Source organism: Microbacterium sp. Be9 (genome assembly GCF_011754135.1).
In the GTDB taxonomy this organism is placed as follows: Bacteria; Actinomycetota; Actinomycetes; order Actinomycetales; family Microbacteriaceae; genus Microbacterium; species Microbacterium maritypicum_A.
Map to the genome: position 1 here is coordinate 1,405,892 of NZ_WNWT01000006.1, position 12,219 is coordinate 1,418,110.

Below are 12,219 nucleotides of genomic sequence, written 5' to 3' on the forward strand. Positions count from 1 at the left end.
GCTCGGGCGGTCATCCTGTGCTCAGACGGCGATCCACTCGGTGCGGACCGTCACGGCGTCCAGCGCAGCCTGGTCCGGGGTGACACCGATCCCCGGGCCCGTCGGAACCGTGAGCGTGCCGTCTTCGACGACGAACGGCTCGGTGATGTCGCGGGAGTAGTAGCGGCCCGAACCCGAGGTGTCGCCGGGGAGCGTGAAGCCCGGCAGCGCCGCGAGAGCGACGTTCGCCGCACGGCCGATCCCGGTCTCGAGCATCCCGCCGCACCACACCGGGATGTCGTTGGCCACGCACACGTCGTGGATGCGACGCGCTTCGAGGTATCCGCCGACGCGGCCGGGCTTGATGTTCACGATCGAGCACGCGCCGAGGGCGATCGCATCCGCCGCCGCGCGGGCCGACACGATCGACTCGTCGAGGCACACCGGAGTCGTGATGGCCCGGGCGAGCTGCGCGTGGCCGAGCAGATCCTCCTCGTCGAGGGGCTGTTCGATCAGGAGCAGGTCGAACGGGTCGAGCTTGGCAAGATGCCGGGCGTCGCCGCGGTGGTACGCGGTGTTCGCGTCGACCTGCAGCAGCACGTCGTCGCCGAAGCGCTCCCGCACCGCGCGCACGGGGTCGATGTCCCATCCCGGTTCGATCTTCAGCTTGATGCGCACGTACCCCTCGTCGAGGTATCCGCCGACGGCGTCGAGCAACTCGGGAATGGAGTCCATGATGCCGACCGAGACACCGCAGTCGACCCGGTCGCGCACGGCACCGAGCTCGCGGGAGAGCGGCACTCCGGCCGCGCGCAGCTGCGCATCGAGGATCGCCAGCTCGACCGCGGCCTTCGACATGCGGTGCCCCTTGAACTTCGCCAGCGCCGGCGCGACGCCACCCGCGTCCAGATCCTTCACCTGCGCGAGCGCCGGTAGCAGGAATCGCGTGATCACATCCACGCTCGCCTCCACGTACTCGGAGGAGTACAACGGGTCGTTCATCGCGACCCCCTCGCCCCAGCCCTCCGCCTCGTCGGTGACCGCGCGGACCAGCAGCGCCTCGCGCACGGTCTGCACCCCGAACGACGTCCGGAACGGCGATACCAGGGGCATCTCGATCACGCGCAGCTCGAATCCGGTGAGCTTCATCCCTGTTCTCCTCTGTCGATGGTGTAGGCGCCGGAGCGGTCGAACGCGAGCACGCGACCTCCACCCTCCAGCGATGATCCGAGCGTCTCCCGCAGCGCCAGACGCCACGCGGTCGCGCGGGCGGGTTCGGTCAGACGCAGGGTCTCGATGTCGCGCGGCAACGCCACGCGCACCAGGCGCGCGTCGGTGCGATGACGGAGCGGCCCGAGATCCTCGCCCACGCTGAGCAGGGGCTCGACGTGCGCGGATCCGTCGGCGGATCCGTCGGTCAATCCCTCGTCGGGTCGGTCGGCGGAGACGGCGGGATCGCCGTGGCAGGCGGCCACGACCCGGGGGTCGCGCACATACCAGGTCACCAGCATCCGATCGGTGTCGTCCGCGCCGTTGAGGGCGTCGGCCATGTGTCCGTAGAAGTTGCGGTGATACGACGTCGGGCTCGCCGCGAGCTTCACGAGGTTGAAATGCGCGTTTCGGCTGATGAGCGGATCGAACGTCCAGGAGATCTCGTCCAGCCCCTCGTCGAGCGCCCATGCCCGCTGATGCACCTTGAGGGCGAAGCCGACGCTGCGGCCCCGCATGCGCGAGGAGACACCGGCGATGTGGCTGTGCAGGGCGCGCTGGCCGGGGGCGGCGAAGAACCCGAAGCACGCTCCCACCAGCTCGTCGTGCTCGAAGGCGCCGCCCACGTAGCTGCCGGCCTTCGACAGCGCCCGCAGGGTCTCGACGTTGACGGGAGAGGCCTCGCCCTGCTTCGTCCAGATGCCCTGGAACAGCTCGGCGACCCGGGCGAAGTCGTCCACCTCCGAAAGCAGGCGGATATCCACTCCCGCTCTCCTGGCTGCGGCGCTCGCGGCATCGGCCGCCTCCTCCGGCGAAGCGCGGAACGCGGCGGCATCCGTCATGCTCATGCCCTTCCTCCGGCCCGTGCATCCCGATCGAGCGGTGTCTCCCGCTCGGCCAGGACGGTGGCGATCAGCTCCTGCAGCAGCAGGGTGCGTTCGGGGATCATCGCGATCACCACGTGCTCGTCATCGGCGTGCGCGCCACCGCCGACGGCACCGAGGCCGTCGAGCGTCGGCACGCCGAGCGCTGCGGTGAAGTTGCCGTCCGAGGCCCCGCCGACCGCGACGCCCTGGAACGGAGTGAGTCCGGTGCGCGCGGCGATCGCGACCGCCTGCGCGAACAGGTGCGCCGACGACTCCGGCTCCAGCGGACGTCGGTTCGCACCGCCCTCGATACGGACGGACGCACCCGGAATCGTCGGACGGAGGTCGCGGAGCGCCGCATCCACCCTGTCCTGCTCCGCCACTGTGCGCACCCGTACGTCGACCGCGAACTCCGCCGCGGCCGGCACCGTGTTCGTGGTGCTGCCGGCGCGCACGAGCGTAGGGGTCACACTGGTCCCCGCCGCGCGGTCGCCGAGGTCGGCGATCGCGAGCAGCAGATGCGCGGCCTCGATGGCGGCGTTCACCCCGCGCTCCGGTTCCAGCCCGGCGTGAGCCGCCCGGCCGGTGACGTGCACCCGGTAGAGCGAGACGCCCTTGCGCGCGATCTTCACGGCGCCGCCCTCGGCCGCGGCCTCCAGTACGAAAGCCGCGGCACAGCCGAGCGCCTCCTGCTCGATCAGTGCGCGTGAGCTCGGCGAACCGAGTTCCTCGTCACCCGTGATCAGGATGCTGACGCCGGTGCGGTCGGGCAGCGCCGCCACGGCATGCAATGCCATCGCCACGCCGGTCTTCATGTCGAAGCATCCCGGCCCCCGCAGCACGCCGTCGTCGAGGCGGAACGGAAGTCTCCGCAGCGAGCCGAGCGGCCAGACCGTGTCGTGATGACCGAGGACCAGCACCACCGGTTCGCCGAACCGCCATCGCAGATGCGTGCGCCCTTCGATCACGATGCGCTCGGGGGCCACGCCCAGCAGCCGCTCGCCGAGGGATGCGACGACATCGGCGCTGCGGGAGACGGCGTCGAGGTCGTCGGAGGGGGACTCGCAGGAGACGAGGGTCTCGATGTCGGCCAGGACCCGGTCGAGGTCCACGTCCGCCTGCACGCTCATCACGACACCTTCGGCGCCGCGCGGACGCCGTGGTGCAGGTAGCGCTCGCCGGTGGGCAGGGAGTAGAAGACCACGGCATGCCACCCCTGCTCGCCCTCCGGCCGCATCACGAACTCGCCGTGACGCACCGGGACCAGCGGGTGCTCCTGCACCGGGTCGGGGAGCAGCGCGGCGAGGGGGCCGTTGAGCGTGGTGCGCATGCGGAGACCTTCGTCACCGCGGAAGATCTCGGTGCGGACCCCGGAGCGGTCGTAGATGCCCTCGAACTCGGAGAAGTCGTCGGCGAACGGCTCCTCCGGAGGGGTGAGGCCCGCCGGCACGTGCACATCCGCGAGCTCGGAGAAGATCTCGTCGAACAGCTCGGCATACAGGTCATGCGTGTTGCCGCCGTTGGTGAGCATCGTCACCGCGAGCTGCTCGTCCGGCAGGATGCGCAGGAACGCGGCTTGGCCGATGGTGTTCCCGTCGTGACCGTAGAGTCGGCGCCCGTCCCAGTCGAACAGGATCCACCCCACGCCCCAGGCGTCTCCGAGCGAGTACGGATCGGGCATGTCGACCTCCCGCTGCTGCATCCGTCGCACGCTCTCCTCCGACAGCACCCGCGTGCCGTCGGCGGCGAGTCCCCCCGTGAGGTGCATGCGCGCGAACGCGAGCACGTCGGCGGTCGTGGAGTTCACCAGTCCCGCGGGTCCCATCGCGCGGGGGAGCATCCACGCCGGGGCGAGCACGGGACCGTCGTCGCCGGTCTCGGTGTGGCCGCTGGCCGCCCGGAACATGATGGCCTCTTCGGGGAGCGTGCAGGAGTGCGTGAGACCGAGGGGCGTCATCAACAGGTCGCGCATCGCCTGGTCCCAGCTGGTACCCGTGATCTTCTCGATCACCCGACCGGCCAGCACGAATCCGGAGTTGCAGTACGACATCGTGGCACCGAGCGGGTGGTTCTGCGCGATGCCGTCGAGCAGCGCGACGTACTTCTCCAGGGTGTCGTCTCCGCGGCCGGTATCGGTGAACACGTCGCCGTCGATCCCGCTCGTGTGGTTGAGCAGGTGGCGCATCGTCACGGTGCGGGTGACCTCGGGATCCGACGAGGCGAACTCCGGGACGTACTCCACGATCGGGGTGTCGAGGTCGAGCCTGCCCTCGTCGACGAGCTTCATCACCACCGAGGTGGTCCACACCTTGCTCATCGAGCCGATCTGGAACACCGAGTCGTCGGTGGTCTCGATCCCCGTGCGCACGTTGAGTATGCCGTGGTGCGCATACACGGGCTCTTCCCCGAGACGGAGGATGCCGAGGGTCGCCCCGGGAACCTTGTGCGCCTCGGCCAGGGCGCTCAGTCGCTGCTGCCAATGCCGGGCGTCGAGTCGTGCGCGCACGGGCTTCCCCGCTGGCGGGGCGTACTGCTCGACCCAGTCGATCACGCGCTGTGAGAAGTCCGCCCGGTGCGAGGGCGCGCCGGAGAGGACGAATAGGTGAGAACCGCCGGGGTAGAGCACGAGACGCGTGGGGACACCGCGTTCGCGCAGGGCGGTGAACCACTGCTCCGCCTGACCGACCGGGCAGCGGTCGTCGGCCGCTCCGTGCAGGATGAGGGTGGGCGTGGTGACCCGATCGACCTGCGTGAACGGGGACTGCGCCGAGATGCGCTCCTCGTCGCGCCAGGGCAGTCCGCCGTTCTCCTTCGACGACAGGTAGTGGCCGAAGTCGGACGTGCCTCCCATCGAGAACAGGTCGGTGACCACACCTCCGGCGACGGCAGCGGCGAAGCGGTCGTCGCGCGAGGTGAGGAAGCAGGTCATGAAGCCGCCGTAGCTGTAGCCGGTGACGGCGAGGCGAGCCGGATCCGCGATGCCCTCGGCCACGAGCTGGTCGATCGGCTCGAGGAAGTCGTTCGCGTCGCTGACGCCCCACCCTCCGGAGACTGCGGAGAAGAAGGCGTCGCCGTAGCCGTCGCTGCCGCGCGGATTGAGGGTGAGGACGGCCCAGCCGCGTCGTGCGAGCACCTGGTGATACGGGTGGATGACGTCGGCCGCGCCGTTCCACGCGTTGTGCGGGCCGCCGTGGATGTCGAGCAGCAGCGGGAGAGGCCCTGCGGCGTCGGGGTCTCGACGCAGCCATCCGGTGACGACCGTGCCGTCCGAGATCGTGAAGCGGCGCTCCTCGGCGCGGACGAGGTCGAAGTCGGGGGTGCCGTATCCGGTGAGCACGCTCGTCGTCCCGTCGGCGAGGTCCAGGAGTGCGACGTCGCCGAACGACTCCGGTGTGGCGAGCACGATCGCCGCGGATGCTCCGGCGACCGACAGCCCGGACACGTTCGCGGTGCCGCCGACGAGCGTCACAGCGCCCGACCCGTCGGGGGCCACGCGGTACACGTGCGAGTAGCCGTTGTCACGCAGGCAGAACACGATGTCCCCGCCGTCGGTGAACCGCGGCATCCCACCGGGGTAGCCGGGGCCACCCGGCATCACGTTGCGGTCGAGGCTTCCCGTGATGTTCTGCGGCTCTCCGCCGTCGACCGGGAACAGCAGCAGATCCGCGTTGCCGACCTCGGTGTCGAGACGTCCGGCCGCCAGCACGTGGCGACCGTCCGGAGTCCAGCCGACCGCTGTGGCCTGCACGTCGGCGGCACTGATCTGCACGGCCTCGCTGTTCGGGTCGGTGGAGGAGCGCACGAACACGGGGATCCGCATCGTCAGGTCCGCATCGTCCTCGACACTCGACGAGTAGGCGATCCGCGTGCCGTCGGGCGACCAGAACGGCTCGGAGGCGTGGGAGGATCCGCGGGTGAGGACCGTGACGGCGCCCGAGTCGACGTCGAGCACGTGCACCTGCTGCACGAGGGTGCCGAGGTTCCCCGCGCCGTCCGCCTTGTAGCCGAGACGGTCGGTGGCCGTCGGTGCCGAACGCCGGGCGAGGATGGTCTCCGCGCCCTCGCCGGGGAGCGCGGCGCCGTCGACCGGCGCCGTGAAGGCGATGCGCTGTCCGTCGGGGCTCCAGGCGGGGGCGCCGGCGCCGAGGGGGAGAGTCGTGAGGTTGCGCGCCTCGCCACCGGCAGCCGGGAGGAGCCAGATCTGCGCGGGGCCGTCCTGCGCGCGCAGGAACGCCAGCTGCGAGCCGTCCGGGCTCCATACCGGCGTCGAGTCCGCCGTCGCGTAGGTCAGCGCGGAGGGGGTTCCGCCCGCGGCCGGAACCTGCCACAGCGCCCGTGCGTCGCGGTCGCCGTCGCGGTCGGTGGTCCGCAGCACGAAGGCGATGCGGGTGCCGTCCGGAGACAGCGCGGGCTGCTCGGGCGTGCGGACGGAGAGCAGGTCGTCGACGGTGACGCGGTTCATGAGAGCTCCAATCGATGGTCAGTCCACTGTGTCCGCTGAGAGCGGGGACCGTGTTGTGGTCGCGGCCGAAACCAGGGGGATGCTTTGGGAGGTGGGCACAGTCCCGAGCGCGGCGTCGGCAGGCGTCCCCGCGAAATGACAGGCAGCGCCCGCCGTGCCCGTGGGCAGCGGAGGCTCCGCGATGACGCAGATCTGACGGTCGGGTCGTGCGGCCGGGCCGATCGGACACCGCGGGTGGAAGCGGCATCCGCTGGGCGGCGCGTGCGGATCGGCCGGCTCGACATCGATCGGTGCGAGCGGATCGACCGCGAGCAGGTTCCCGTGCCGGGTGGGCGCCGCCTGCAGCAGATCCCGCGTGTACGGGTGCTGCGGGTCGGCGAGCACCTGCTCGGTGGGCCCGAACTCGACGATGCGCCCGAGGTACATCACCGCGATGTGGTCGCTCAGGTAGCGCACGACAGACAGATTGTGCGAGATGAACAGCATCGTGAGGTCGAGCTCGCCACGCAGCTCCCGCACGAGGTTGAGCACGGAGCCCTGCACCGACACGTCGAGTGCTGAGGTGATCTCGTCGGCGATCACGACCTCGGGCCGGGCGGCGAGCGCCCTGGCCAGGGCGATGCGCTGACGCTGTCCGCCCGAGAGCGCGGCCGGGAGCGACTGCGCGCGGTCGGCGTCGAGGCTCACGAGGTCGAGCAGACGGGCGACCTCGGTGCGCCGGGCGTTCGCACCGCGGATGTCACGCGGCAGCGCCTCGGCGATCGACTCGCCGATCGTCATGCGCGGATCGAGTGAGGAGAACGGATCCTGGAACACCATCTGGATCGGGCGACGACGACGGAAGGTCCGCACGTCCACGCCGTCGAGCGTGATGGTCCCCTCGCTGATCGGGGCCAGCCCGATCGCCGCGCGGGCCAGGGTCGACTTTCCGGATCCCGACTCGCCGACGAGTCCGACGACGGATCCGGATGGGACCACGAGCGAGACGTCGTCGACGGCGGTGAGGCCGGAACGATGCGTGCCGTAGCGCACGCTGACCTGATCGAAACGCAGCTCGCTCATCGCAGGACCGTCTCTTCCTCTTCTGCGGTCGTCTCGTCGGCGACCGTGGCGATCGCCACCGGGACCGGGGCCTCGCCGTCCACCGGGTGCCAGCACGCGACGCGGTGTCCATCGGCATCCGCCACCAGCTCGGGATCGCTCTCGCGGCAGAGATCGGTCGCGAGAGGACAGCGGGCGGCGAACGCGCAGCCGACCGGGAATGCGCCGGGAGCCGGGGGACGGCCGGGGATCATCTTGAGCGGCTCGCTGCGGTCGGCGTCGAGCTCGGGAACGACCTCGAGCAGGGCTCGCGTGTACGGGTGCCGGGCGTCGGTGTGCAGCGTGGCCGCAGGCAGGTCCTCGACGATGCGGCCCGCGTACATGACCAGCACGCGGTCGCAGGTCTGGGCGACCACGGCGATGTCGTGGCTGATCAGCAGGATGGCCGCATCGGTGTCGCGGCGCACGCCCGCCAACAGCTGGAGCACCTGCCGCTGCACGGTCACGTCGAGCGCCGTCGTCGGCTCATCCGCGATGATCAGACGCGGGTGGTTCATGAGTCCCATGGCGATCATGGCGCGCTGTCGCATGCCGCCGGAGAACTCGTGGGGGTACTGGTGGGCGCGTCGGGTGGCCGCGGGCACCCGGACCGACTGCAGGCGTTCGATCGCCCGATCCATGGCCTGCTTCCGGGTGATGTCCTGGTGCTCGGAGGCGGCCTCGGCGAGCTGCGATCCGATGCGCCTGGTCGGATTGAACGAGGTCATCGGGTCCTGGAACACCATCGAGAGCGAGGTGCCGAGCAGGCTCCGCACCGCGCGGTCCGATGTGGTCATCAACGGCGTGCCGCAGAAGTCGAGGCGGGCGGCGGCGACATGACCCGGGCGTTCGATGAGGCGGGCGGCCGCGAGCGCGGTGAGGCTCTTGCCCGAGCCGGATTCGCCGACGACACCGATCGCCTCACCGCGCGAGATCGTGAACGAGACGCCGCGCACCGGGGTGACCCAGCCGGCCGGCGTCGGGAAGGAGACGCGCAGGTCGTCGACGAGGAGCACCACTTCTTCACCGTCGACCTGCGCGGGCTGGGCGGCGCCGGGTGTGCTCGCGCCGGGGAGCGCGACGGCGGGGAGACGGTGCCGGCGCCTGGCGGATCGTCCGCCGAGGGCTGCGGCCGCGGTCTCGCCGAGGAGGTTGAACGCGAGTCCCGCGATGACGACCGCCACGGCGGGGCCGAGGGCGGCCGCCGGGTTCAAGTAGATGCGGTTCAGACCCTCGCCGAGCAGTCGGCCCCAGTCGTACTCGGGCACCTGCACGCCGAGGCCGAGGAACGACAGCCCGGCGAAGGCGAGCAGCGCCGAGCCGGCCGCCACTGTCGCGTTCACGATGAGCGGTTCGCCGATGTTCGGCAGGACGTGGCGGATCAGGATGCGGAAGCGCGAGACGCCGGCGACCTGGGCGGCGGAGATGAAGTCGCGGCCCGCGATCGCGGCCGACAGGGTCTGCGTGAGTCGGGCGAACTGCGGAGCCATCGCGAATCCGATCGCAAGCACGGCGCCCGTGGAGCCGACGCCGAAGATGACCGCGAAGAACAGGGCGAGCAGGAGCCCGGGAAAGGCGACCGCGATGTTGACGAACCCGACGATCGGGCGTCCGAGCCACCGGGGGAGCACCGACGGCGCCGTGCCGAGGAGGGTGCCCGCGACCACCCCGATGATCACGGCGATCACCGCGAGCACCACGGAGAGCCGGGTCGCGACCAGGACACGGGCGAGCACGTCGCGTCCGAGGGTGTCGGTGCCCAGCAGATGCTCGGCGCTGGGGCCCTGGGTGATGGCGGCCGGATTCACCTGCTCGGCCTGCGCACCCCAGATGATCGGGGCGAAGATCGCGCCGAGGGTGACGAGGAGCATCAGGCTGAGAGCCGTGATCCCGAGGGGTGAACGGACGATGCCCGACCAGGCGGTGCGTGCCGACATCATGCCTCCCTGATGGTGGAGCGAGGATCGAGGAGCGCGAGGATCACGTCGATCACGAGGTTCACGACGAGCACCCCGACCCCGTAGACGAGCACGATGCCCTGCACGACGGAGTAATCCTTGCTGAGGATCGACTGCACGATCATGGTGCCAAGGCCCGGCCAGGCGAAGACGTTCTCCACCAGCACGGTGCCGGCGACCATGCCGGTCAGGAGCAGGCCGGTGAGGGTGAGGGTCGCGGTCATGGCGTTCGGCAGCGCGTGGCGCGAGTAGATGCGGTGCGGGGCCAGACGTTTCGCCCGTGCGGTGCGGATGAAGTCTTGACCGAGCACCGAGAGCACCTCGACCCGGATGATGCGGGAGAACACGGCGATCGGTCCGACCGCGAGCGCCACCACGGGCAGCACGAGCGAGAACGGCGCGGTGTTGCCCGCCACCGGGAACCAGCCCAGCGACACCGCGAAGACGTAGACGAGACCGACGGCGAGCAGGAACTCGGGAATCGCGGCCAGGATGACCGATCCGGTCGCGAAGGCGAGTTCGAGGCCACGTCGCCGCCCGCCGCGGGTGGCGACGGCCATCGTCACCCCGAGGGGGACCGAGACCAGGAGCACGAGCACGACAGCGAGCACGGCGAGCTGCAGCGTGGCGGGGAGTCGGGTGGCGATGATCTCGGAGACCGGCTGACTGGTGAGCATCGAGGAGCCCATGTCGCCCGTGAACAGGCCCCCGATGTAGCGGAAGTACTGCACGATGAGCGGCTGGTCGAGGCCGAGCGCCGCGCGTCGGGCCTCGACCAGCTCGGCCGGGGCGTTCAGCCCGAGGGCAGCGCGCACCGGGTCGCCCGGCACGAGGTGGATCATGAGGAAGGCAGCCGTGACCAGCACCCACACCGAGAGCACGAACTGCCCTCCGCGCCGGACCAGGAAGGACACCCACGGGTTGTCCGACCGTGCGGATCTGATCAGTATCGCCTGCGTGGCGGTGGTGCTGGCCATCGGCTGTCTCCGGTCTTCGGTCTACTCGTACATGCGGATCGACGTGGGGTCGATGCCGTCGCCCTCGGTGAACGTCGATTTGGTCGCGAAGGTCGAGCGGTTGATGTTCGCGTACGGCACGACGCTGGTCGTCGCGTACAGGGCCTGTTCCGCAGCGCCCCAGTCGTCGCATCCTTCACTGCCGGCCTTGGCGGATGCCGCGGTGACGGCGTCGGTGTACTCCGGGTTGTCGATGGAGGCGAAGTTGGTGCCGTTGGGCGGTGTCGGACCGGAGTAGAACGGCACGAGCATGCTGGGCAGCGAGACCGTGAGCGGTGCGGCCGAGATGTCCCAGTCGCCGGTGGAGAACAGGGTCTCGCTCAGCGTCGGGGAGTCCACGGCGGCGACGGTGATGTCGACTCCGAGATCCTTCCACGCGGCCTGGGCGAGCTCCGCCGACGCGTTGCCGGCGTCGCCGAGCTGCGAGGAGTAGATCATGCGCAGCGTCAGCGTCTCGCCGTCCTTGGTGCGCACCCCGTCGCTGCCGGCCTTCCACCCGGCGCTGTCGAGGGCGGTGGCGGCGGCCTTCGCATCGAACTCCGGCATGAAGCCCGTGAGCACGTCGGCGCGGCAGGGATTCGGCGACACGGTCACGAGACCCGTCGGAACGGTGCCGGCGCCGCTGCCGAGCACCTGGCGCATCTGGTCGAGGTCGAGGGCTTCGATCAGCGCTTCGCGCACGGCCTGATCAGCCGTGGGGCGTCCCTCCGCCTGATTGAAGATGAACTGCCCCGCCGGAGTCGGGATCTCGGTGTGGAACAGGCCCGCGTCGTTCAGGCGCTGGTTGTCGGGGCCGATCACGAGAGCGGCGTTGACCTCACCGGAGAGCAGCAGGTTGGTGGCCGTCGTCTCGTTCGGGACCACCCGGAACACCACCGCGTCGGGGAGACCCTTCTGCTTCGGGTCCCAGTCGTCGGGTCCCCAGGTGAAGTCGTCGCGGCGGGTCAGCGTGTACTGGCTGTTCGGCACGACCTCGGTCATGGTGAACATCCCGGTCGCGCCGGCGCCCTTCGCGAGCGCATCCGGGTCGTCGATCACCGAGCCGCAGACGATGGAGATGCTCCCGATGTTCTCGATCAGGAACGAGTCCGGTCGTCCGCTGGTGACCGTCACGGTGCCGGTGGCGTCGTCACCCACGGCACTGGTGCCCGGCTGCACCTGCAGCCCGACCAGGGGAGAGCCGTTGGCGGGGTCGCCGATGTGGGTGATGTTCGCCGCCACATCGGTCGCCGTCAGCGGGGTGCCGTCTTCACAGGTGATGCCGTCGCGCAGCGTGAAGGTCGCCGTGGTCGTGTCCGCCTCCCAGGAGTCGGCGAGGCCTGAGGCGATGCTGCCGTCCTCCAGCACTTCCACGAGCCGTGCGTAGAGGAAACGGTCGATGGATCGCGCCACCGACATCACGGTGACGAACGGATCGAGACTGCCCGGATCGGTGGAGATCACCGAGGTGAAGGTCTTGCCGTCGGCGAGCACGCCGTCGGCGCCGTCGCCTCCGCTCGGTGGGGCGCCTGCGGCGCAGGATGTCAGGGCCAGCGCCGCAGCGCCGAGCAGCGCGATCAGCGGGGTACGAGAACGCATCAGAAGCCTCCAGCAGTGTTCGGGATGGTGCAGGTGGGTCGTGCAGGGGGAGTGCGGTGGTGCAGGGGGAG

General features: G+C 70.4%; 8 protein-coding genes. All 8 read right to left on the reverse strand.

Annotated features, from left to right (window positions below; genetic code table 11):
• Positions 1 to 21 precede the first annotated feature (21 nt).
• From menC to GLO27_RS17905, 8 genes are read right to left on the reverse strand one after another with little or no spacing between them, the layout of a single operon-like run.
• On the reverse strand, positions 22 to 1,128 hold the full coding sequence (gene menC, locus GLO27_RS17870; protein WP_021199895.1) for an o-succinylbenzoate synthase: 1,107 nt from the start codon (positions 1,126 to 1,128) through the stop codon (positions 22 to 24).
• On the reverse strand, positions 1,125 to 2,036 hold the full coding sequence (locus GLO27_RS17875; RefSeq protein WP_208323822.1) for a GNAT family N-acetyltransferase: 912 nt from the start codon (positions 2,034 to 2,036) through the stop codon (positions 1,125 to 1,127). The genes menC and GLO27_RS17875 overlap by 4 nt, the downstream gene beginning before the upstream one ends.
• On the reverse strand, positions 2,033 to 3,184 hold the full coding sequence (locus GLO27_RS17880) for a M20 family metallopeptidase (RefSeq protein ID WP_167256096.1): 1,152 nt from the start codon (positions 3,182 to 3,184) through the stop codon (positions 2,033 to 2,035). Before GLO27_RS17880 ends, GLO27_RS17875 begins: the two co-directional genes overlap by 4 nt.
• Positions 3,184 to 6,516, reverse strand: coding sequence for a serine hydrolase (locus tag GLO27_RS17885; RefSeq protein WP_167256098.1), 3,333 nt, complete (start codon positions 6,514 to 6,516; stop codon positions 3,184 to 3,186). The genes GLO27_RS17880 and GLO27_RS17885 overlap by 1 nt, the downstream gene beginning before the upstream one ends.
• Positions 6,517 to 6,534: 18 nt before the next feature.
• The gene (locus GLO27_RS17890; protein ID WP_081860137.1) at positions 6,535 to 7,578 is read right to left on the reverse strand and encodes an ABC transporter ATP-binding protein; all 1,044 of its coding nucleotides are present in this window, start codon (positions 7,576 to 7,578) and stop codon (positions 6,535 to 6,537) included.
• On the reverse strand, positions 7,575 to 9,533 hold the full coding sequence (locus tag GLO27_RS17895; protein WP_021199890.1) for a dipeptide/oligopeptide/nickel ABC transporter permease/ATP-binding protein: 1,959 nt from the start codon (positions 9,531 to 9,533) through the stop codon (positions 7,575 to 7,577). Before GLO27_RS17895 ends, GLO27_RS17890 begins: the two co-directional genes overlap by 4 nt.
• On the reverse strand, positions 9,533 to 10,531 hold the full coding sequence (locus GLO27_RS17900; protein WP_167256100.1) for an ABC transporter permease: 999 nt from the start codon (positions 10,529 to 10,531) through the stop codon (positions 9,533 to 9,535). Before GLO27_RS17900 ends, GLO27_RS17895 begins: the two co-directional genes overlap by 1 nt.
• 21 nt (positions 10,532 to 10,552) lie before the next feature.
• The gene (locus GLO27_RS17905; RefSeq protein WP_167256102.1) at positions 10,553 to 12,148 is read right to left on the reverse strand and encodes an ABC transporter substrate-binding protein; all 1,596 of its coding nucleotides are present in this window, start codon (positions 12,146 to 12,148) and stop codon (positions 10,553 to 10,555) included.
• Between the last annotated feature and the right edge of the window lie 71 nt (positions 12,149 to 12,219).